The organism is Rhizobium sp. SL42 (assembly GCF_021729845.1).
Lineage (GTDB): Bacteria > Pseudomonadota > Alphaproteobacteria > Rhizobiales > Rhizobiaceae > Allorhizobium.
On sequence record NZ_CP063398.1, the window covers coordinates 396,080 to 421,233 of the forward strand.

Annotated in this window: 12 protein-coding genes; all 12 read left to right on the forward strand. The window is 60.1% G+C overall.

The window, feature by feature from the left end:
* Positions 1-117 precede the first annotated feature (117 nt).
* The 12 genes from IM739_RS20800 (at position 118) to IM739_RS20855 (ending at position 25,007) form a co-directional block, all read left to right on the forward strand.
* Positions 118-9,567, forward strand: coding sequence for a peroxidase family protein (locus IM739_RS20800; protein ID WP_237371145.1), 9,450 nt, complete (start codon positions 118-120; stop codon positions 9,565-9,567).
* A 69-nt stretch (positions 9,568-9,636) separates the two neighbouring features.
* Positions 9,637-11,370, forward strand: coding sequence for a type I secretion system permease/ATPase (locus tag IM739_RS20805; protein ID WP_237371146.1), 1,734 nt, complete (start codon positions 9,637-9,639; stop codon positions 11,368-11,370).
* 23 nt (positions 11,371-11,393) lie between these two features.
* Positions 11,394-13,838, forward strand: coding sequence for a cadherin-like domain-containing protein (locus IM739_RS20810; RefSeq protein WP_237371147.1), 2,445 nt, complete (start codon positions 11,394-11,396; stop codon positions 13,836-13,838).
* 39 nt (positions 13,839-13,877) lie between these two features.
* Complete coding sequence (locus IM739_RS20815; protein ID WP_237371148.1) at positions 13,878-15,182, forward strand: HlyD family type I secretion periplasmic adaptor subunit; 1,305 nt, start codon at positions 13,878-13,880, stop codon at positions 15,180-15,182.
* 364 nt (positions 15,183-15,546) lie between these two features.
* A complete protein-coding gene (locus IM739_RS20820; protein WP_237371149.1) occupies positions 15,547-16,062 on the forward strand; it encodes an RNA polymerase sigma factor in 516 nt (171 codons plus the stop codon).
* A 177-nt stretch (positions 16,063-16,239) separates the two neighbouring features.
* The gene (locus IM739_RS20825; protein WP_442981155.1) at positions 16,240-17,244 is read left to right on the forward strand and encodes a FecR family protein; all 1,005 of its coding nucleotides are present in this window, start codon (positions 16,240-16,242) and stop codon (positions 17,242-17,244) included.
* 108 nt (positions 17,245-17,352) lie between these two features.
* Positions 17,353-19,797 (forward strand): TonB-dependent siderophore receptor, encoded by a 2,445-nt coding sequence (locus IM739_RS20830; protein WP_237371151.1) that lies wholly within the window; start codon positions 17,353-17,355, stop codon positions 19,795-19,797.
* Between the two features lie 110 nt (positions 19,798-19,907).
* Complete coding sequence (locus IM739_RS20835) at positions 19,908-20,960, forward strand: iron-siderophore ABC transporter substrate-binding protein (RefSeq protein ID WP_237371152.1); 1,053 nt, start codon at positions 19,908-19,910, stop codon at positions 20,958-20,960.
* Positions 20,961-21,035: 75 nt separating this feature from the next.
* Positions 21,036-22,046, forward strand: a complete 1,011-nt coding sequence (locus IM739_RS20840) for a FecCD family ABC transporter permease (protein ID WP_237371153.1) — start codon at positions 21,036-21,038, stop codon at positions 22,044-22,046.
* On the forward strand, positions 22,046-23,107 hold the full coding sequence (locus IM739_RS20845) for a FecCD family ABC transporter permease (protein ID WP_237371703.1): 1,062 nt from the start codon (positions 22,046-22,048) through the stop codon (positions 23,105-23,107). The genes IM739_RS20840 and IM739_RS20845 overlap by 1 nt, the downstream gene beginning before the upstream one ends.
* On the forward strand, positions 23,104-23,928 hold the full coding sequence (locus tag IM739_RS20850; protein WP_237371154.1) for an ABC transporter ATP-binding protein: 825 nt from the start codon (positions 23,104-23,106) through the stop codon (positions 23,926-23,928). Before IM739_RS20845 ends, IM739_RS20850 begins: the two co-directional genes overlap by 4 nt.
* Positions 23,925-25,007 carry a DUF2218 domain-containing protein gene (locus tag IM739_RS20855; protein WP_237371155.1) on the forward strand — a complete coding sequence of 361 codons (1,083 nt, stop codon included), beginning with the start codon at positions 23,925-23,927 and terminating at the stop codon, positions 25,005-25,007. The genes IM739_RS20850 and IM739_RS20855 overlap by 4 nt, the downstream gene beginning before the upstream one ends.
* Positions 25,008-25,154 lie beyond the last annotated feature (147 nt).

Consider the following 25,154-nt stretch of genomic DNA (forward strand, 5'->3'; position numbering starts at 1 on the left):
AAAGACGGGAGGTTCTGGCATCGTGGCAGGTGGGATGCCAGCTCCAGATGTCCATGGGGGACGAAGCGGCGCATCGGGTTCGAAACTTGGGAGGCGGGGCACGGCCCCTGATATCAGATGGTTCAGCTGAACACGCACGACCTGGAATTCATTCTCAAGCAGATCAAGATCGCTGAGGCAAATTCAACCGCGCATTCCGGTGACTTTGCTGCGGGTCTCACGGAGATCTGGACCGATCAGGACGGCAATACATACACACTGGACAATGAGGGCTTTCCGGTCGGCAACGATGGTCAGCGTATCCTTGTGGCGAATGTGGCTCAGACCGTGACGGATCTGGGGCTGGCACTCGCGATCAGTGCCGAACACGTACCCTATGGTCTGCGCACGGTCGATGGCAGCTACAACAATCTGGCCGAGGGCCGGGAGAACTGGGGCGCCGCCGACCAGCCATTCGTCCGGTTGCTGGAGCAGGGTTGGCGCGCCGGCGACGGCGACACGTTCCAACTTCTTACTGGCTTTTCCCAGGCTGGTCCAAGTTTCACGACAATATCCAACAGCGCCTACACCCCGGGCGGCGCCGTTGCCGATGCCGATCCGCGGCTCATCTCCAACCTGATCGTCGACCAGACGATGGCCAATCCGGCCGCGATCTACACCGCGCTCAAGCAGTCTGGATACTCTGGCGACATCATGGCTGCAGTGAGCGCGATCCGCGCCGAATTCACCGCGGCATTGAATGACGCCAAGGCAGATAACGCGCTTCTTCCTCTGGCCCAACAGAAAACCGTTGCCGTGCTTGCGGCGGAAGTGACGGAGATGCTGGCCTCGGACCGTCCGGCCACAGATGCCGACCCAGCCTATGAAGGTCTGGAAAGCCGCTACGGCATCGCGTTCGACGGCCCATCGGTGCTTATCGAAAACGTGGCCCCCGATGAGGGCCTGTCAGCGCCTTACAATTCCTGGTTCACTTTGTTCGGGCAGTTCTTTGACCACGGTCTCGACCTCGTGGAAAAGGGCGGAAACGACAAGATCTACATTCCCCTCTCTCCCGATGACCCGCTCTATGTTCCAGGGAGCTTTACCAATTACATGGTGCTCACCCGCTCGCCTCTGGAGCCGCGCAACTTCACGACACCCTTCATCGACCAGAACCAAACCTACTCCTCCACGGCCTCGAAACAACTATTCCTGCGGGAATACGACCTTGACGGCGCTGGCAAGCCGATGGCGACGGGACATTTGCTCGAAGGTGCCAAGGGCATTGCCACTTGGGGCGAAGTGAAGGAGCAAGCGAGGACAATTCTCGGGATCAACCTCACCGACGAGTATGTCGGAACGGTTCCCCTCTTCCTGATGGACGCTTACGGCGAGTTCATCCGAGGCACGAACGGGTTCCCGCAACTCATAACCGCGAATGGTCTCGTCGAAGGCAATCCTGCCGCACCGATCAGCCTTGCGAATGCCGTCCTCACAGGACACGCCTTCCTTGACGACATTGCGCACAATGCCGTGCCCGGCCTCGTTGATCACGATCGCAATCCGTCGACCGCCGCCATTCAGAAAACGGCTGATGCCGACACGGACGCGGGCAATGCCATTCCCCTCAACAATGTCGGGCAGGCAACAACGTACGACAACGAACTGCTCGACGCCCATTTCATTACCGGCGACGGTCGCGGCAATGAAAACATAGGCCTGACCGCCGTTCACCACATCTTCCATTCCGAACACAACAAGACGGTGGAGCAAGTCAAGGAGCGCGCGATCGAAGCAGCTCAAGCCGGCGATTTCGCCTTCCTAAACGAGTGGCTCTCAACGGATGTTCAGTCCCTGCCCCAGGACCTTGGCACGCTGAATTGGGACGGTGAGCGCCTGTTCCAGGCCGCACGTTTCACCACTGAAATGCAGTATCAGCATCTCGTGTTCGAAGAATTCGCCCGGAAAATCCAACCCGACATCGACCTCTTCGTATTCAACCCGTCGATGGATATCGATCCGGCGATCTTCGCCGAGTTCGCCCATGTGGTCTATCGCTTCGGCCACTCGATGCTGAACGAAACCGTCGACAGCATAGACGCCGACGGCGTCGGTTCATCGATGGACCTGTTCGATGCCTTCCTCAATCCGCTCGCCTATGCGCCGGGGACCATCACCGCCGAGCAGGGGGCCGGTGCCGTCATTCGCGGCATGACGGGCCAGGTCGGCAACGAGATCGACGAATACGTCACCGACGTCCTGCGTAACCATTTGGTCGGCATCCCACTTGACCTTCCTGCACTCAACATCGCTCGCGGTCGGGAAACGGGCATTCCAAGCCTCAATGCTGCTCGTGCGCAGTTCAAAGAAATCGCTAGTGGCGATACCCAGCTCGATCCGTACAAGAACTGGATCGACTTCGGGATGAACCTGAAGAACTCGGCCTCAATCGTCAATTTCATTGCCGCCTATGGCACGCATTCGACGATTACCTCGGCCACGACCACCGATGCCAGGCGCGATGCGGCCATGAACCTGGTCTTCGGCAGCGCCTCGCTCGACGAAGTGGACCGGCAGGCGTTCCTCAACGGCACCGGTATCTACGCGGCCGGACTCGGCGGTCTCAACGACGTTGACCTCTGGGTCGGTGGTCTTGCCGAAAAGAAGATGGCCTTCGGCGGCATGCTGGGCTCCACCTTCTCCTTCGTCTTCGAACTGCAACTCGAAAACCTGCAGAACGGCGACCGCTTCTACTATCTTTCGCGCACCCAGGGCCTCAACCTACTGAACGAGCTGGAGGCGAACTCGCTGGCCGAACTTGTCATCCGCAATACGGACATCGGCGAGAGCGGCTATGCCGTTCCGGGCGACATCTTCTCGGTCCCGGACCATGTGCTATATGTCGACCCGGCAGAACAGGCCAAGTGGGCCGGTCCGGACCCGATGGGCGAAGATCCGTTCCAGAACGCACTGTCGCCCATGGTGCAGCGGGGCGCCAATTTCATCCAGTTCAACAGTCTGGACCATGCCCTCATCCAGGGCACAAACCAGGACGATACGATCATTGCCGGCGGCGGCGACGATACAGTCTGGGGCCGCGGCGGCAATGACCGCATAGAGGCCGGCTATGGCGTCGACAAGGTGCATGGCGGCACAGGCGACGACATCATCACCAATTCGGGTACCGATATCGGTGAGACCGACTTCCTGATGGGCGAGGAAGGCAATGATGTCGTCCATGGCGGCTCCGGTCTCGCGCTGGTCTTCGGCAACCAGGGCTCCGACTTCCTGATCGCCGGTCCCGACGGCAAGGAAATGTTCGGCGGCGAAGGCAACGACTTCATGCTCGGCGGCGAAGGCTCAGACTTCCTGCTCGGCAATGAGGGCGACGACTGGATCGAGGCCGGCAATGGCTTCGATACGACAGCCGGTGACAATTCCGAACTCTTCTTCAATTCGACGATCATCGGCCACGATGTCATGTTCGCCGGAGAGAACGAGCATGACTTCGACGCTGAATCCGGCGACGACATCATGGTGCAGGGCGAAAGCGTCATGCGCAATGAGGGGATGTGGGGCTATGACTGGGCGGCCTACAAGGGCTCCACCAAGTCGGCGGACGGCGATCTTCTGCGTCCGATCTTCACGACCGAACAACAGGATATCCTGCGCAACCGCTTCGACGCTGTCGAAGGCTTGTCAGGATACAAGTCGAACGACGTACTAAGGGGCGATGACCGCGCGACCGCATTTCCCACCACGCCACCGGCAGAGCCGGAGGTCAATCCGGGTGCAAACCTTGCCGGTGCCGAGGGCACTATGGTCAAGCACCACCTCAGCCAAGCCGGCGTTGATCGCATCACCGGTCTTCGTCAACTGCTCGGCGACCTGGTGCAGAACAGCATTACGGTGGGCGAGACAGCCCGCGAAACCGAAGTCGCCTTCGACGACGGCAATATACTCCTCGGTGGCGGAGGCAGCGACCTGATCGAGGGCCGTGGCGGCGACGACGTGATCGACGGCGACAGCTGGCTCAATGTCCGCATCGGCTTCACCCATGGCGGCGTCGCCTATACCGTCGATGGTCTCGACGATGTCGTCTGGAGGCTTGCGGACTATGTGGACGGGGCGCCCGATCCTGGCGCCGTACCCGCTTTCAACGGCCTTACCCTCGATCAGTTGATGTTCGGCCGCGTCGTCAATCCCGGCGCTTTGACCATCGTTCGTGAAATCGTCAATGGCGGCAATGCCGGCGATATCGACACGGCTGTCTACTGGGACAATTTCGACAACTACCAAATCACCGCGAACGAGGACGGAAGCTTTACCGTCAACCACGTCAATCCGACCGTCGGTGGCGTCGATCCGATCACCGGTCGACAGCTGGCAGCCGACGGCATCGACCGGCTGTGGAACATCGAGAAGCTGCAGTTTGCCGACCGGACGGTCTCGCTGATCGCGCCGGAAATTGAACTCAACGGCTTCGACATCGTCAACCGCAACTGGGCCGACACTTTCAGTACCCGTTCCTATGCCAACAATAACGGCACCAATGGCAGTTTCAATGCCGCCTGGACGGAAACGGGAGACGACGCCAATGGCAGTGCGACGACAGGAAGCGTCCAGGTAACCAATGCAGGCACATTGACCTTCTCTACGGGCAATGCCGACAATGCCTCGGTCACCCGGGCATTGAACCTTGAAGGTGCATCGTCTGCGGTCGTTACCTTCTCGATTAGCGACGTCAACGTCACCGCCTTCCCCATCTTGGGAGATGACGAGGAAATCCTCTTCGAATTCGCCGCTGACGGCACCACCTTCACCACATTGCGCACGTTCAACGGTAACAACGGCGGCAACATCTCGGTCACTCTGCCGACGGAGGTTCAATACACCGCCAATGCTGCCATCCGCTTCCGCGCCAACAACACACTGGACAACGGCGAAACCTTCACGATCGACAATGTCAGCATCAATGCCGTCTTCGAAGTTCCGGCCAATCCGGCCTCCGTCGACATCGTCACAAGCTACACGGAGAACGCCGCAGCGACAGCGATCGCCTCGCTGCCGCGCATCACCGATGACGGCGAGACCCTCGCCTCGGCCCGCATCGTGCTGACCAATGCCTTCGCCGACGACGAATTCGTCATTCCGAACGCCCTCACCGGTCCGAATGCAACGATCTCGGCGACGACCCAGGCTGTCGGCTCGACCATTGTCGTGACTTTGGAAGGCGTTGCCTCGCTGGCGGCCTATCAGAGTGCCATCCAGTCGATCAGCTATCGCAACACTTCAGAGAACCCGAACACCACACCGCGCGTGATTGAAGTCACCGTCAATGACGGCCTGCTTTCCTCAAACGTTGCGCGCACCACCGTCAATGTCACGGCGCTAAACGACCTGCCGAATGCCGTAAATGACATTGTCATCACCAATATCCAGACCAATTTCGCCCTGCCGGACTGGGTCCTGCTCGCCAATGACGTGGATCTGGACGGAGCGCTCTCGATCACGGGCATCACGGAGAACCAGACCAATTTCTCGGTCGCCCGTTCCGGTGGCGTCACGACATTCGGCTACAACACGCAGCAAGGCAGATCGGCCACCTATACCGCAACCGACGGCCTCGCCAATGACACCGCGACAGTTTCGGTGAATTTTGATGCCGGCGCCATCAATGGCGGCGCAAACGCGGAGATCATCGTTGCCGACGGTGCCGCAAGCGCGATCAACGCAGGCGGCGGCAACGACATCATCTTCAGCGGTGGTGGCAATGATACCATCCTGGCAGGCACCGGCGACGACATCATGGTGTGGAACGTCGGCGACGGCCTAGACCGGTTCAACGGCGAGGCCAACGCCGCCGCCGGCGACACTATCCGCATCGAGGGCAATGAAGAGAACGAAGCCTTTGTCGTCTACAGCCGTGCAGCCGCTCTGGCGAATGGCATTACCGGCCTTCTCAACACGACGGAGATCGTCATCACACGTAACGGACAGGTTGCCGTCGAACTCGACAATGTCGAAGAGATCGTCATCAATACCGGTGCCGGTAACGACAATGTCACCACGCTCGGCAACTTCAACGGAACCAGCCTGAACTTCAATACCATTACCATCAATGGCTCGGAGGGTGACGACACTGTCAATCTGAGCGGCCTTGCATCCGCTCACCGCATCCTGTTTCGCTCGAACGGTGGCAATGACACGCTGATCGGTACTTTGCGGTCCCAGGATCGCATCGAGATCCCAGATAGTGCCGATCCGGCGGACTACATCGAGACGGTGAATGCCAATGGCACCAAGACCCTGTCCAACGGCTCGCACTCGATCACGTTTACCGGCCAGACCCCGACGCTTTTGCCGATCGGTGCAAACGGCGACGATGACGACAACAGTGGCAGCGAACCGACTGGCCCGTTTGCATTGACCGCCAGGGACGTCGCCGGCATCACCAACCTCGTGCGTGGTTTGCCAGCCTTTGCCGACGATGATGATACCAACGGTGCCGTCGGGGTCCGCAGCCTGTCTGGGCAAGGCAACAATGATGGCAATGCCGGATTTGGCGCCGCCGATCAGCCGTTCATTCGCCTTACTGAGGCACGCTACGGCGAAGGCGTCGTTACCGACAGCACGGGCGCGATCATCAACCGCGCACTCAATCCGATCTTCGACGGACTGGATCCGCGGCAGATCTCCAATGTCCTGGGCGAACAGGAGCTGGATCTACCGAACAATGCCAACAAGGCCAACATCTTCTTCATGGCCTTTGGCCAATATTTCGACCACGGCCTCGATTTCCTGCCCAAGGGTGGCGCCGGACAGGTCGTCATCGATGGTGTGGACATTCCGGGACCTGCAGCATCCAACTTCACCGACCTTACCCGCGGTTCGCTGGCCGAGCCACTGGCGTCGGCTGACGACATCCCGCAGCATATCAACAAGACCTCGGCCTATGTCGATCAAAACCAGGTCTATGGGTCAAACATGATTGTCGGCCAGTTGCTGCGCGAAAGCGATGGCAATCATGGATATGGTTCGCGGATCCTGATGGGAGGGGACGACCCGTCTGCACCCGGCTTCGAGCTGATGTCGACCCTGCGCGAACTACTCGATCATCACCGCGAAGCAGGTACACTGTTTACCGGTCCCGGCCTGCCGGCCGGTGGCATCACCATCGATGGCTACTATCCCAACTTGTGGAACAGCGCCACGAACAGCTATCACGGCGCGACAGTGCGTGCTCTGGCCGGCAATTTCATGGGCTCGGACCATGCCTTGCTGCTTGACACAAATCCGGTGATCAACCTGCTCGACCACTATGTCGGCGGTGATGGCCGGACCAATGAAAATGTCACGCTGACCTCGATGCACACGATCTGGGCTCGCAACCACAACTTCCACATCGACACATTGCTCGATGCCGGATTTGTCGGCACGGCAGAAGAACTGTTCCAGGCGGCCAAGATGGTCAACGAGGCCGAATACCAGCGTGTCGTCTTCACCGAATTTGCCGATGCGCTGATCGGCGGCATACAGGGTGATGGCGACCATGGCTTCGAAGCATATAACCCCGAAGCCACGGCCAGCATCAGCCATGAATTCGCAGCCGCGGTCTACCGCATTGGCCATTCGCTGATCGGTGATACGATTACCGTCAAGGGTGACGACGGACAGAACTACTCAGTCAATCTGTTCGACGCCTTCCTCAACCCGAGCAATGACGTGTTCACGCCCGAGCAACTCATCCAGTTGCAGGCGATGGGCTACGATCCGCAGCCCGGCTATGAGCAACTGGGCACCGGGGCGATCCTGGCCGGCATCGTCGAGCAGCCGGCGGAAGAAGTCGATTTCAACATCGTCGATGCGGTCCGCAATGACCTGGTCCGCATCCGCGCCGACCTCTTCGCCTTCAATGTGGCGCGCGGCCGTGATGTCGGCCTTGGCACCTTGAACCAAGTGAAGGCAAGCCTGCAGAATTCGACGGACCCCTACGTGAAGTTTGCCGTCGACTTCCTTTCCGCCAATGGTGGTTCGGTGAACCCTTATTCCAGCTGGCAGGATTTCCAGACCCGCAACGGCCTGACCGACATTGTGATCGCCCAATTCATGGCCGCCTATCCGGATCTCGTACTACGTGCCGACCAGATCAATGCATTCAAGGCAATCAATGGCGACATCGTTGCCGTCCAGACGGACGGAACCGGTCTCGTCAAGGGCATCGACCGCGTCGATCTCTGGGTCGGCGGCCTTGCGGAAGCGCATTTCAACGGCGGCATGGCCGGCTCGACCTTCTGGGCGATCCTGCATGAACAGTTCGACCGCCTGCAGGAAGCCGATCGCTTCTACTACAAGGAGCGCTTCGACAACTTCGATCTCTACGAAAACTTCATCGACGGACAGGAATTCGCCGACATCATCGAACGCAACACCGGGCTGACCGGGCTTCCGGAGGATATCTTCTCTTCCGAACTAGAGGACGGGGCGGACAATGAGAATGACGATGACGATGACGATCAGAATGATGATGATGGCACCGTCGACAACGACCACGATGATGACGACGACGACATCGGGGGCACCGATGATGATGGGGACGACGAGACGGACGGTGACGATACCGATGAGGACGACACCGACGATGAAACTGACGATCAAGACGACGACAGTGACGAAGATGGCGATGGGGACATAGTCACACCGCCCGCCTCGGTCGCGGCCAAGACACTCATCGGAACGGGTGCAAGCGATGTCCTGCAAGGCGCTGCCGGAAATGACGTCGCACTCGGCGGTGAAGGAACCGATGTCCTGTCTGGCGACGGCGGTGCGGACATCCTGCGCGGCGAAGCCGGCGACGATGTCATTCTAGGCGGTGACGGCGACGATGTGATCACGGGCGGCAGCGGTGCTGACGAGATCCATGCCGGCAACGGCCGGGATGTGATCTTCGGCAGCGAGGGTGACGACCTGATCTTCGCGGATGACGGCGACGACATCATCGAGGGCGGTGCCGGTGCCGAACGGATCTGGGCAGGTGCCGGCAACGACACCGTTCTATCGACCGCGAACGACGGCAACGATGTCTATCATGGCGAAGAAGGCGTCGACACGCTGGACTATTCCGTCAACAGCAACGGCCTGACAGTCGACCTCGGCAATGGCTTCATGGGCAGAGGCTCGGTCAGCGGCGGATCGACGGGCAGCGATACCTTCTATGGCTTCGAAAACTTCATCGGCGGATCGGGCCATGACGTGGTCACCGCGTCGAGCGCCGTCAACATCATGGACGGCGGCCTTGGCGACGACGTGTTCAAGTTCAACTCCGCGGCTGCGGCCAATGGCGACACGATCTATGGCTTCCAGGCCGGCGACCGCATCGACTTCTCAGGGACAGGCACAAACCTGCACCTGACCGCCGGGACGACCATGACAGGCATCGGCGATGTCACGGTGACGCACGAACTGCGCGAGGGCGAGGAATTCACCGTCATTCGTGGCAACACCCAGGGCGACGATGGCGCTGACTTCGAACTGGCGCTGCACGGTCGTCACAACCTGACAGCCAACGACTTCATCGGCGTTGCCTGACAGGGCCTGACAAACGGGGCGGCCCGGCCATGACCATGGCCGGGCAGACAAGGGCGAAGGGGCAAGATCATGAGCAAACAAGCAAGCTACACCATCCGCGGCATTGGCAGTCTTCTCTGGTTCGTCTTCGGACTTTCCGGGATCATCAACATCCTGGCACTGACCGGCGCATTCTACATGATGCAGGTCTATGATCGGGCGCTGACAAGCGGAAGCATACCGACCCTGCTGTGGCTGTCCGCGATCGCAATCGGCCTTTATCTGTTCCAGGGCCTGTTCGATATCATCCGTTCCCAGATTCTCGTGCGTTTCGCCGCCAACATCGACGCCAAGATCGCACCGCTGGTGCACAAGGTGGTAATCGAAATGCCACGTTTCGGCTATGCACCGGCAGAAGCTGCCGAACGCGGCAGGGATGTCGACACCGTTCGCGGCTTCCTCAGCGGCGCCGGCCCGGTCGCACTTTTCGACCTGCCATGGATCCCGGTCTATCTGATCTTTGTGTGGCTGCTTCATCCGGTGCTCGGCATGCTGACGCTGGGCGGCGCCATCTTCCTCTCTTGCCTGACGCTCGCGGCCGAACTCCTGTCGCGCCGCCATGCACGCGACCTGGCGCGCACGGCGGTGCACCGCAATGTCGTGGCCGACAACCACCTGCGCAACGGCGATGTCCTCTATTCGATGGGCATGACGGAACGGGCGCTCGATCGCTTTGAGCAGGCAAATGTCCGGCATATCGATGCACAGACCGCGACATCCGACATCTCCGGCACCTTTGCCGGAATATCGAAGGTCCTGCGCATGATGCTCCAGTCCGCCATTCTCGGTGTCGGCGCTTATCTGACCATCAAGGGCGACATGTCGGCCGGATCGATCATTGCATCGTCGATCATCACCGGCAAGGCGCTGGCACCTGTCGACCAGGCGATTGCCCAGTGGAAGGGCGTGATGGCGGCCCGACGCAGCTGGAACCGGATCAAGGACACGCTTGCCGTCCTCAATCGCCCCGACACCCGGTTCGATCTTCCGGCGCCATCCGAGACTTTGACCGTCGAAAACATAACAACCGTCGCGCCAACGTCAGGCACGGTGCTTCTGACCGATGTCAGCTTCCAGCTGAAAGCAGGCCAGGCACTTGCGCTGATCGGCCCGAGTGGCGGCGGCAAGACGACGCTGGTCCGGTCGATCCTCGGCATCTGGCCAGCGCTACGCGGCGCAATCAGGGTCGACGGCGCCGACCTGAAGCAATGGCCGACGGAGTTCTTCACCAGCAACATCGGCTACCTGCCCCAGGATGTTTCGCTAATGGACGGAACGATCGCCGAAAACATTTCCCGTTTCGACGATGACGCCAATGCCCGCAAGATTTTCCGGGCGGCCAAGACTGCCGGCATCCACGACCTGATCGTGCGCATGCCAAGCGGCTACCAGACGGATATCGGCGTTGCCGGGCAGGTTCTGTCGGCCGGCCAGCGTCAGCGTGTGGCCCTGGCTCGGGCGCTCTATGACGATCCCTTCCTGGTCGTGCTTGACGAGCCCAATTCCAATCTCGACGCCGAGGGTGAACAGGCACTCGGCGAGGCAATCCTCAAAGTCCGCGAGCGCGGCGGGATCGTCATCCTGGTCGCCCACCGACCCAGCATCCTGCAATATGTCGACATGGTCGGCGTGGTGCAGGGCGGCAGGCTGGTCTCGTTCGGGCCCAAGGACGATGTGGTCAAGACGCCGGCGAATGTCTCGACGCCGCCTCGCCATCCAATGCCCCAGTCAATGCCCCAGGCCATGTCGATCGCGGCAGAATAAGCCCCAGGCGCGGAGGAAGACCAATGCTGATGGATCCGTTGGACACGCTTGACAAGCCACTCGTGCTCGAACGGGAGCAACCGGGTGCCGCCAAGGCTCCCGCACGCCGGTTTGACAGCCGCGAGCCACAGGACAAGCCGCTTTTCTCCCATGCATTCTTCGCGCTGCTTGCGGTCGGGGTCGGCACATATCTCGGTCGGATGCAGGAAACCATCAACCCGGCTCCAAACGCAGATCCACGCAGCGACGATCGACAGCCGGCGAACGAAGCGCAAGACGGAAACCTGAGCATGATGGCGGCGTCCACTCCGAGCATGCTGGCTGAAGAACTTGCCGCATTCTGGAAGAAGTTCATCGACGACTACAGACAGAACGACACCATGACCCCGCGTCTCGTGCGCCATCATTTCGCCACCGCCGATCTGCGACCCATCCATTACACGGATGACGATGGCTATCGCGGCCAGACCAGCCGCCCATTTCGCATCGATGACGGAACGAATTCCTTCAACTTCTCACCACCGGATTTTGGCAAGCTGAAATTCGGCTTCCAGATGGCGGCCTCTAGCGGCGCAACCGCTTCCAGTGGCGCAGGGTCAGGCGGCACGAAACCCAATAGCGGCGGTATCGGCAACGGCGGCGCCGGTCCCGGCAATGGCAATGGCAATGGCAATGGCAATGGCAATGGCAATAATGGTGGCGGATCCGACAAGGTCAACAGGTCGCCTGTGTCGACGGGACCACTCTATCTGGGAACCGGCCTTGCCAATCTGTCGATCGTGCTGACCTGGGCCGACCTGGCGCGGGCCGCGACCGATCCCGACGGCGATCGGCTCGTCGTTTCGAATATCGAAACGGCGTCGGGAACGATCCGCGCCTATGGCACGGATGCCTGGATCTTCACCCCGAACCGCGACATGGTTGGCCTAGTGTCATTCCAATACTCGATCGGTGACGGACTTCGTACGGTTGGCGGCAAGGCCTGGCTGACGCTGAACGAAACGCCGGCCCGCGAAACGAATGGTACCAATGGCGCAGATGTCCTGCTCGGGACGCCGACAAAAGACATCATTCTGGCAGGCGCCGGCGACGACATCGTCTACGGTCGAGAAGCAGACGACATGATCTTCGGCGATGAAGGCGACGACCTGTTGCTCGGCGGTGATGGGGCTGACGTCATTCATGGCGGGAACGGCAATGACCGCATCTTTGGCGGTAGCGGCAACGATGTCATCTTCGGCGGTGCCGGCAATGACATCGTGTTTGCCGAGGATGGCCAGGATTCGGCTCAAGGCGGCGCAGGCGATGACGTCATATTGGGCGGCGATGGCAACGACCGCCTGTTCGGCGATGCTGACAATGATGTGCTGTCCGGAGATGCCGGCGACGACGTGCTTGATGGCGGAGCGGGTCATGACACGCTGGCTGGAGGCGCCGGAAGTGACGTACTTCTTGGCGCAGACGGTGACGATGTCTTCGTCGCTGGAACAGCAACAGTTCTTTCGCATGATCTTCCGTCGCCGGATCAGGCGGCCGCGGGTACAACCTTTTCAAGCGACGGCAATGACACGATCCATGGTGCCGCCGGCGCCGACACCTATGATGCTTCTTCGGTGCGGGCCAGCGTTACCATCGATCTTGCTGAATGCACCGCAAGCGGTACCGAGATCGGTACGGATCGTGTCTTCCAGGTCGAAAACGCTATTGGTGGCTCGGCCAATGACGTGCTTGTCGGTGACCAGTCTGACAATGTTCTTATCGGACACGATGGAGACGACGACATCACTGGAGGCGCTGGCGATGACCATCTGTCCGGTGGCGCCGGCAATGATCTGTTCCGGGCAGCAATTCGGGAAGTAATTCAGGCAAGCGACGGGGACATCGACGATGATGGCGATGATCATGTCGACGGCGGGGAAGGATGCGATACCTATGACGCATCCCAGGCTTCCAATTCAGTCGATATAGACCTGAATACCGGCATCGCAGAGGGCAGCGACATCGGAACCGACGTGCTGGTCCATGTCGAAAATGCCACCGGCGGCACCGGCAACGACCGTCTAACGGCCAGCAATGCCGTGAACATCCTGGTTGGCAACGATGGTGATGACGTCTTCGTCTTCGGCACGACATCCCAATTGTCGAACTCCGGCAAGGGCCGAGACGAAATCCATGATTTCGAGATCGGTGACAAGATCGACTTTTCAAAGCTTGGCAGCGAATTGGGACGACTTCAATTCGACGACGGGGACACGATGGTGACCTCGCTTGACGACAAGGACCACAAGACACTGATCAAGCTGTTCCGTGAAATGACCGAGGATGGTGAAGACATTCAGGTTGTTCAGCTCATCACCGATCTGAATGACGACGATCACTACGAACTGGTGGTGATCAGCCACAATCCATTGGACAGCTCGGACTTCATCCTGACCGCAATCGGCCTGACAGACGGCCAGATCGCTTGACGACCAGACGCATCAACCAGAAATGAGGGGGACAATCCTATGAGCAAGTTGGACACGAGCGGACCTGAACAGATCGATGTTCGCGGCAACGGCATCCGGAGCCGTCTTGTCTCGGCGACCATGCTGTCCGCCTTTCTGGTCGTCGGCATAGGCGGATGGGCAGCACAGGCAAAACTCGCCGGTGCCGTGATCTCCCAGGGCGAAATCGCCATCGCCGGCGAGATCAAGCAGGTACAGCATATAGATGGTGGAACCGTCGTCGATATCCCGGTCAAAGCAGGCGATTTCGTCAAGCGCGGCGATATCGTCCTAAGGCTGGATGAAACCCAGGCCAAGATCGAACTCGGCATTCTCCAGACCCAGATCCAGCAATTGGGCGCCATGCGCGCCCGTCTCGTTGCAGAGCGCGATGGCCTCGAGACATTTGTCTTCGATGGCAAATCCTTGCCGGCGGAGATCGAGCGAGAAGAACGCAAGCTGCTGCTTGAAAACCGCAAGATGCGTGAAAATCAAAGAGGACAGTTGCGCATGCAGTCGGCGCAGCTGAAGAACCAGATCGGCGGATTGGGCGAGCAGCGCAAGGCGAGTGAGGCAGAACAACAGCTATTGGCCGAGGAAATCGAAATTCAGAACGGGCTGATTGAGAAGGGGCTGACAAAAACGTCCGAATTGCGCGATCTGAGGCGCCAGATGGTCCGGGTAAGGGGCACGATCGGCGACATCGAGGCGAAGATCGCCGAAGCTCAGGCCGAAACCAGCGAGCTGGAAATCAAGCTGATTTCGATCGACCAGAATACCCGATCGGAAGTCCAGAAGGAAATTCTGACCGTCGATGCACAGCTTGCCGAACTTGAGCAACGGGCGATCGCTGTTGCCCACCGGCTGGACCGTTCGACCGTTCGCGCACCGGAGACCGGTTATATCTACGACTTGCAAGCGCATACGATCGGCGGTGTCGTGGCACCGGGCCAAGCCATCATGTCGCTGGTGCCGGAACAGGGGGAACTCAGGGTGGACGTCAAGGTCGCGCCGACCGATATCGACCGCGTCAGCACGGATCAGCAGGCCCGCATGCGTTTCATTGCCTTCAACCAGCAGACAACGCCAGAGGTGCGCGGCGCTGTCGAATTTGTCGCTGCCGGCACATCCATCGACAAGGCAACCGGCCTTCCCTTCTACAAGACCACCGTCTCGTTTTCCCGCAGCGACCTTGGCAAGCTCGCCGCCAAGCTTCAGCCTGGAATGCCGGTAGAGGTCTATATCGAGACGGATGAGAGAACCGTGGTCTCCTACCTGACGAAGCCGATGCAGGACCAGATCATGCGCGCTTTCCGCGAGGAATAGTCCAAGGGCAGCCTGCAACGCACGGAAAGTTTGGAGCGCAAGGGGCCGGCTACGCAGGTCGTCGGCCCCTTGCGCTATTCATTCTTCCTTCTGCTCGACCGTTTCGCCCAGCGGCCATCGACATGTCAGCGCAGACGACGCGTTTCAGCTTGCAATTCGTGGATTGCGGCCACTATGGCGGTGCATGTTTGCCGAGCAGACTATTTTGGCGTGCTTTTTTGTCAATAAAACTTGACACGTGCGCTCCATATTTTATGTCCGGCAAATCGCTGGAGAGAACATTCAAGAGCCTCGTGTTCCATGGCTGTTCGCACAACTCTCTGTCGCCCCGCTTTTGTTCTGCGTCATCCCTGAGGCCGCCTGAATGTATGCCGCCCTGAACAGTGCATTTCTGTCGAGCCGCAAATCCCTGATCTGGGGGGTCATGCGCATCGTGCACGATCCGCAGGCGGCAGAAGATCTTGCGCAGGAAACTTATCTGCGGGCACGCAAGGCGATCGAGAACGGGCCTATCGAACATCTGGAGGCGTTCCTCCACCAGACCGCGCGCAACCTCGCCATCGACTATCTCAGGCGACATGCGATGACCGGCGCTGTCGTGAGCCAGGAAATTCCGGAAAGCGAGACGGCCAATGTTGCCACTCCCGCCCCGTCGCCTGAAGAAACCTTGATCCAGCGTGAGCGGCTCGCCCTGCTCTATTCCGCACTGTCGCGACTGCCCAAGCGCGCGCAGACGGTGTGGATTCTGAGCCGCATCGAAAAGTGGTCCTATCCGAAAATCGCCGAACATCTCGGAGTTTCGCCGAACACCGTCTACAACGACCTGAAAATGGCGATCGGACATTGCCACGACGCCCTGGAAAAGGCCGAACGCTCTTGACCCAGACAAGAGCCAAGCCGTCTCCCCCGCTGTGCGGTTGGAACGGATCTGAAATCGATTGCCGAACGCCTCGATGATCTTCGAGCACGAATATATGGAGAAGGAGTATTTTTGTGAGATTGCACGGCGAAAATCGTCTCAACGATAGGGCGAAGCCTTACCACAACTGTCTTTCGGATGACCTCAGTGACAAATGACAGGACGCGGGCGCGCGACACAGGGACCTATATGCATGCTGATCCGGTCACGGATGCCGCCTTGGACTGGCTGCTGCGGTTGCAGTCGCGGCCGGAAGACGCTGCCGAGCGCGCGCGATTCGAGCAGTGGTGTCGGCAAGACCCAAGGCATGCCGAGACCTATGCGAGGCTCGTCGCTTTGGGTGCCATGCCGGAACTGGAGGCAGCCACGCAGCGACTGGCACGCCAGGATGGTGAGATCCTGCAATTCACGACCCCCACTCGTCCCCGTGTCTGGCGCTGGGCAGGCGCGATCGCAGCCTCCATCCTGCTTGCCGTCGGCATTCAGCAATATCCGGGCCTGATGATACGGTGGCAGGCGGACTACCAGACAGCGACAGGCTCGAAGCAGGAGCTGGACCTGCCAGATGGTTCGCGCATGACCTTGAACACGGCAAGTGCCGTCGCGCTCGACTTCGAGGACGGCAGACGCTCGGTCAAGCTACTGCAGGGCGAGGCCTTTTTCGACGTCGTCCCGGATGCAGCCCATCCGTTCAAGGTGGCGGGGCATTTCTCCGAGGTAGAGGTCAAGGGAACCGGCTTTTCTGTCAGAACCGATGACCAGGAAGATCTTGTTGTCCTCCAGCATGGCGCAGTCCAGGTCGTCCATCTCCCCGATCGCGCTTCGACCGCGCATCTCGATCCGGGGCAGTCGATCTCGGCAACTGCCACGTCGCTGTCACCGGTGGCGAGCGTCAGCACCGAAAACGCACTCGCGTGGCTCGAAGGGCGCATCGTGTTCAGCGAACGCCGGCTTTCCAGCGTTCTGGACGAGGTGGGCCGCTACTACCCCAGCCCTGTGATCATTGCCAACAATCGTGTCGGGCACGTGCTCGTCAGCGGCAACTACCGCCTGACGGATCCGGAAGGAACGATCCGCTCCCTGGCCTCGGCCGCGGGCGCATCCGTATCGCGGCTGCCGGGCGGAATCTTAATCCTTCAATAAAATATCAACTTTTTTTGTGAGATATGCGGCGCCCGTTCGTCCCATGTTCATGGCCGCTGTCTGCAAACGCAGACCGGCCCCTTACGATGATGGTTTGAGGGATTTCCTATGGGGCGTAATACGGGTGCTCGAGACACGGGCAAGATCAAGCGAAACAAGGTGTCGATCGGCAATCGCCGCATTCTGCGCCATGTCGTCGTCGGCACTATCCTTGGCGGCTCAAGTCTGCTGATCACGACCCCCGTGGTCGCCCAGCAGGCCGTGCAGGCAGCAGCGCAGACGGTGAGCTTCTCGATCCCGGCTCAGCCGCTTGCCTCGGCCATCGCCGCATTCATCCGTGCCACCGGATGGGAAGTCGGTTACTCGTCGCAGATCGTCAACGGCAAGACCTCGCAAGCCGTATCTGGCACAATGGCCCCCGCTCAGGCGCTTCAGACCCTGCTTGCCGGCACCAGCCTTAACGTTCGCCTGACCGGTGCGACAAAGGCGGCACTGATCGATCCGACGGTTGCCGGCGTCGATGCGGGCGCAGCCGGCGGCACCGTGCTTGAAACCATCGTCGTTGCCGGCAATGGCGGTGGCGTGATCGGCCCGGACACGAGCATCGTCGCTCAAAATTCCTCGACCGGCAGCAAGACCGGCACGGCGATCCTCGATACCGCTGCCGCCGTCTCCGTGGTAACCCAGAAGGAAATGGAACAGCGTGGGGTCAAGAACCTCGAACAGGCGCTTGCGTACACGTCCGGCGTCACCACCGACATGTATGGCTCCGACGACCGCTACGATTTCTACCTGATGCGCGGCTTTGCCCAGACCGGCACCGGCAAATATCGCGACGGCCTGCCCATGCAGATTTCCAACTTCACCGGCAGCCGCGTAGAGCCTTATGGCATGCAGCGGATCGAAGCTCTGAAGGGCTCGACCTCGACACTGTTCGGGCTCAACGGCCCCGGCGGCCTGGTCAACTCGATCACCAAGCGCCCTCAGGACGAGAAATTCGGCGAGGTCTACACCACCTTCGGCGAGGACCATATTGAAACCGGGACGGATTTCGGCGGCCCAATCGATGAGGACGGCGTTTGGACCTATCGCCTGACCGGCAAGTGGCAGGACGGCGGCAATGGCTTCGACTATAGCGAAGACGACCGCATCTATGTTGCTCCCGCACTGACCTGGAGCCCCGATGACGCAACCTCGCTCACCTTCATGGCCGACTACAACAAGCGTGACGGAAATACCGGGCACGGCATTCCGATCGGCTCGGGCCTCGATACGACCGCCTTTGTCGGCGAGCCGGATTTCGAGAACATGGACACGCTGGAAAAGAACATCGGCTATGCCTTCGAGCACGATTTCGGCAACGGCCTCCAGTTCCGCCAGAACCTGCGCTACACCGATCTCGACCTGACCTACGAGACCGTCTATGGCGGCAGCACCGATCCGGCAGACGACCGTCTGGCCTTTGCGGTCTATGGCCAGTCGCAGCAAATCGCGCTCGACAACCAGTTGCAGTATGACGCGAGCTTCGGACTCTTCGACAGCCGCACGCTGCTCGGTTTCGACGTGACCCATACCGATGCCAGTGAAGTCCGCTATGATGGCAGCGCAGACGGGATCGACATCTACAATCCTGCTTTCTGCGGCACGGCCTGCATCACATGGAATACGGTCAACACGACCGATAACAGCATGCTGCGCAAGGGCGTCTATCTTCAGGAAGAACTGACTTTCGACGATCGGTGGATCCTGACACTCGGCGGCCGTTATGACAATGTCTCGCAGCAGTCGGTCACGGTCGGCCCCTGGGCATCGGATTATGACTTCACCACCGAAGCCTTCACCAAGCGCATCGGCCTGACTTACAAGGCCACGAGCGAGGTTTCGCTTTACGCCAACTACGCCGAATCCTTCGAACCGGTGGCGCTCTATTATACGACCAGCCTTGCCGATCCGAAGCCGGTCGAAGGTCAGCAATACGAAATCGGCGCCAAGTACCAGCCGGAAGGCATGGATGCGCTGTTCAGCGTTGCGCTCTTCGACCTGACCCAGAAAAACACGCCGCAGACCACTACCGCGCTTTTGACCGAACAGATCGGCGAGATCAACGTCAAGGGCGTGGAACTCGAAGGCAAGTTTGCCGTCACCGATCGCGCCAACGTGACCCTCGCCTATACCTATCTCGACGCCGAGATCATCGAGGACGGCAACGGCACCAATGAAGGCAACCGGCCGGAACTCGTCCCCGAACACATGGCATCGGCGTGGGTCGACTACACCATTCCGGGTAACGGCACCTTCGGCGACTTCACCTTCGGCGTCGGCGCTCGTTACGTCGGCAGCAATTACGATGACAATGCCAATACCATCGACATTGCATCGCGCACCCTGGTCGATGCTGCGCTGAGCTACAAGGTGACCGACAGCACAACGCTTTCGATCAACGCCACCAACATCTTCGACAAGAAATACATCACCCACTACGACAGCTACGCAAACCTGGAATTCTACGGCGATCGGCGCACTGTCAAAGCCACGCTGAAATATACCTGGTAGTTCCAGCTTCTGCCTCTACCGCCTCCCGTGCAAACGGGGGGCGTTTTTCCGTTTTGAACCCCTGTCAAGCCTGCGCGCGATGGCAGGGCTGCACCCAATAGAGGAATGACGTGAACAATCGCAGATCCGAACGTAACGTCACGACGATGCACCAATCCGTCATCGGCCGCAGACAGGTGCTCGGCGGGCTGGCTGCAAGTCTGTTCATGCCCGCACTGACGCCGTCGAGCGCAATTGCTGCCGAAGGCGAACAGCGCTTCAGCCATGTTTTCGGGGAGATCGTATTGCCGCGTCCGGCAGAGCGCGTGGTGTCACTGGGCTATACGACCCAGGACAGCCTGCTTGCTCTGGGCGTCATACCGGTCGGAATTCGAGACTGGTTCGGGGATCAGCCATCCGGCGTCTGGCCATGGGCGCAAGCCCATCTCAACGGCGCCGAACCGATCCTGATCAAAGGCAACGTCTCCATCGAAGCCGTTGCCGCGCTGAAACCAGACCTGATCATCGGCATCGGCTCCGGCATATCGGAGACGGAATATGCAGCACTGTCGCGCGTTGCGCCTGTGCTGATGCAAGGGCCAGAATATCCCGCCTACGGCATGCCCTGGGATGATCTTGTGCAAACGGTCGGTCGGGCGGTCGGAAAGAGCGAGCGAGCCAGTGAGCTTGTCTCAGAGACCCGCCAGCAAATCGCAGACATACGCCAGCGTCACCCCGACTGGAATGGCCGCACTGCCGTGGCAGCATACCACTATGGCGGTGAAACCGGCGTATTTGCACCCGAAGACACCCGCGGCCGCTTCCTTACTGAACTGGGTTTTACCACCACGCCTCCAGTCGCCAAGCTTGGCGAGTCGGGCAGTTTCTACCAAGCCCTGTCGCCAGAGGATCTCTCGGCCATCGATGCCGATCTGCTGGTCTGGATCTCGTCTGACGACACAGCATCGGATCTCGTAGACCTGCCGATGCGCCGTCTGCTTTCGGCCCACAGCCAAGGTCGCGAAGTGTTTGCCGGCGGATTGCTGGCCGCTGCCCTGTCTTTCGGCAGCATATTGTCGCTGCCCTTCGTCCTGTCCACGCTCGAAGTCGAGATTGCCGCAGCCCTGGACGGAGATCCGCGGACACCCGTGCCTTCGGCGGTCAAAGCAGGTCTTGCCCCATGAGCCAGCAGATGAAGCCTGCCATCGACATCCTCCATATTGGTGGCAATAACCTTGATAGTTGAGCATGGAATCGAGATGTGGCGCCGCGTTCGCAACAATCGACAGGCCCAATGGATCCTGGTGGTCGCCATGCTTCTGGCCCTGTGTCTCGCAAGCCTGCTGGTCGGGGCGCGGTCGGTACCGGTATCAACCGTGGCAAAGGCACTTCTTGCCTATGACGCAAACCTGGCGGAACACATTGTTATTCACGACTACCGGCTGCCGCGCACGCTTCTTGCACTCCTCGCGGGTGCTGCCTTCGGCGTCTCCGGTGCGCTGATCCAGGCAACAACCCGCAATCCGCTGGCAGACCCTGGCATCTTGGGCGTCAATGCCGGCGCGGCCTTCTTCGTGACGATCGCCGTGGGCGTCTTCGGTCTGCAGTCGATCGACATATATCTATGGTTTTCATTCCTCGGCGCAATCCTTGCGACGCTGGCCGTCTATGCGCTGGGGGTTTTTGGACAGGGTGGTGGTTCACCGGTCAGGCTGGTCCTCGGCGGGGTTGCTGTATCGGCCGTGCTCGGCGGGATCGGATCGTCGCTCACTTTGTTCAACCCGCGCGCATTCGACGGAATGCGCTCCTGGTCAATCGGTTCGCTCGCCGGTCGCGATATCGATGTTGCAATAACGGTCGCACCCTTCATCCTCGTGGGACTGGCAATCGCCCTGGCAATCGGCAGATCCCTCAATGCCATTGCCCTCGGCGACGACCTAGCCCGTTCGGTTGGCGCCAATGTTACGCGGACCCGGGTGATGGCGGCAATTGCCGTCACCTTGCTGGCGGGAGCCGGCACCGCGGCTGTAGGCCCCATCGGCTTCATCGGATTGATGATCCCGCATGTGGCACGCTGGATCGTCGGACCCGACCAGCGCCGGATCGTGGCGACCACGCTGGTCCTTGCACCGTCGCTGCTTCTCACAGCCGATATAATTGGACGCATCCTGCTTCATCCGGGAGAGTTGGAAGCCGGAATCGTCACATCCTTCCTCGGCGCTCCGGTCTTGATCATGCTATCACGCCGACGCAATGCGGGTGGCCCATGATGTCGTTCCGCTCACACACCACCCTGCAATCGAGACGCCGGCTAAAGATCATCCGCATGGCCGGCGGCATGATTTCGCTGCGCTCCGACACACGCCTTTTGACCGTCAGTGCGATCCTGTTCCTGGCTTCGCTCGCCGGCATCGCATTTTCCCTGTCGACTGGCGCCTATCACATCCGGCTTACCGATGTTCTCGCCACACTGGTCGGCAACGGCGACGAACAGATGCGGCTGGTTGTCCTTGAATGGCGCCTGCCGCGCGTGCTCCTTGCCTTCCTGCTTGGCATGGCCCTGGGTATGAGCGGCGCAATCTTCCAGTCATTGACGCGCAACCCGCTCGGCTCTCCCGATGTCATCGGCTTCGCCACTGGCTCCTATACCGGCGGATTGGTGGTCATGCTGTTTTTGTCCGGCGGATATTACGCCACCGCAGCCGGCGCTCTGACTGGCGGCCTCGTCACCGCACTTTTGGTCTATCTGCTCACCTATCGCCAAGGCATTCAGGGATTTCGCCTCATTGTTGTCGGTATCGGCGTCGCGGCCATGTTGCAGGCACTGAACGCCTGGATGATCCGCCGCGCCGAACTGGACGTGGCCATGTCTGCGGCACTCTGGGGCGCCGGCTCGTTGAACGGCCTCGGCCTCGAGCAACTCTGGCCGGTCCTGATCACTCTTCTCGTGCTCCTCCCTCCGCTGGCTCTCCTTGTACGCCCGATGCGGCAACTGGAAATGGGCGACGATATGGCTGCAGCCTCGGGGGTGCAAATCGGGGCGACGCGTGTCTTTCTGATCGTGCTGGGCGTCGCATTGACAGGCCTTGCCACAGCTGCGGCCGGCCCGATTTCATTCGTCGCACTGTGCGCACCACAAATCGCTCGGCGACTGACCCGTAGTGCCGGCGTAGACCTGGTCTCTTCCGCGCTCACCGGAGCGCTGTTGCTGATCGGTGCAGATTACATCGCTCAACATGCCTTTGGCTTTCAATTTCCGGTCGGGGTGATGACGGTCAGCCTCGGCGGGCTCTATTTCATTTGGCTGCTGATCAAGGAGGCACGGAAATGAAGGGGCGTCTTCATGCCGATAGGTTGAACCTGCGCTACGGTGATCGCACGATCTCGTCGGATCTGACGGTGAGCATTCCTCACGGCTCGTTCACCGTGATCGTCGGCCCGAACGCCTGCGGAAAATCCACCTTGCTCAGGGCGCTATCCAGGCTGCTGGTACCTTCTGCCGGGCAGGTTATCCTCGATGGCCAGAACATCTCTGCCCTGCCTGCAAAGGAAGTCGCCCGTCGCCTCGGCGTTTTGCCGCAAAGCTCGATCGCGCCGCATGACATTGCAGTCGTCGATCTCGTTGCCCGCGGCCGCTATCCGCATCAATCGCTCTTTCGCCAATGGTCGAAGAGCGACGAAGATGCCGTTGCCGCCGCTATGGCCGCCACAGGCGTCGCCGATCTTGCCGACCGGCAGATAGACGAACTCTCCGGCGGCCAGCGGCAACGCGTGTGGATCGCCATGGTTTTGGCACAGGAAACACCGATCCTCCTGCTCGACGAGCCCACTACCTTTCTCGATATCGCCCATCAGATCGAACTGCTTGACCTGCTTGCCGACCTCAACAGCCAGGGGCGCACTGTCGTCGCGGTGCTGCATGACCTCAACCAGGCCTGCCGCTATGCAACACATCTGATTGCCATGAAGGACGGCGCAATTGCTGCCAGAGGCAGCCCCGGCGACATCGTCACGCAACACCTCGTCGAATCCGTCTTCGGCATCTCTTCGATGATCATCGCAGATCCCGTCACCCACACTCCGCTGATTGTTCCGATGCGGCGCATGGCACAAACAGCCACCCACGATGGCAAGGAAAGAACAAGATCATGATCAATGCCTTCACCCTGTCGGGCATCGCAGTGCCGGTCGATGCACAGCATATGCTCGACGAGGTCTTTGAACATTTCGACGAACACGCCGAAGTACGGCGGGAGGGCACTGCCGTCTTCTTGAGCACGGAAATCGGGATCGCGGAAATCCGGATCGTTGACAACAAGCTGGCGATCGAGCTTTCCTGCCCGAGCCAGCAGGCCCTGCAGATCGCGCGTGGCGTCATCGCCGAGCATCTGTTCATGTTCGCCGGAGATGATCCATTCGAGCTTGGCTGGTCGGACGCTGTCGCAACGACCGTGCCGCCCACACTTCGCGAGATCACCGTTGTCCGCGCCGAGACCATCACGCCGCATATGCGCCGGCTGACCGTCACCTGTGACGATGTTACCTCCTATCTCGAAGGCGGCCTGCATGTGCGCCTGTTGATGCCGCCGAAGAACAGAACGCCCGTCTGGCCGTCGATTGGCGCAGATGGCAGGCTTTGCTGGCCGAAGGGCGAGAATGAACTCGGCGTGCGCATCTACACAATCCGTGCGGTCGATGTCCTGCGCAAGGAATTACTGATTGACTTCGTCCAGCACCAGGGCAACGGGGTCGCCATGCCGGGCGCCGATTTTGCCCGCGATGCAAAGCCCGGCGATATTGCCGCCCTGATGGGCCCGGGCGGCAGCAGCGTCCCGAAAGCTTCGGATATCGTGCTTGTCGGCGATGAGACCGCACTTCCAGCCATTGCCCGCATTGCAGCAGAGGTGCCGGCACAGACGCGGCTGCGCGCCTTTATCGAAGTTGAAGACGAGCGCGAGGAACAGGCGCTTGTATCCGGCGCATCGTTTGAACTTCACTGGCTGCACCGGAAAGGGCGCCAGACCGGCACTAACGGCCTTCTTGTCCAGGCCATGCGAAACATCGCAGACGATCTTGCGGAGGACACCTATGTCTGGGCCGGGTGCGAACGCCTTGAGGCGCAGCAGATCCGCGACATGCTCAAGGCCCGTGGACACAATCGGCACCTGATGTCGGTCAGTGCCTACTGGATCAAGGAGGACGACAAAACCGAGAGCGAAGCCCCAGTTTAAGCACGCGCGTCACGCGATCTCCGGCATGTGCGATGTCCTTCGGCAGCGACAGCTTGCGAATGCCGGAAACCGGGCATCCGGTATCCTGCGCCCACTATCGCCGCGACCAGAGCGCCACGATAAACCTGTCGTGGCGCATTATGGCAC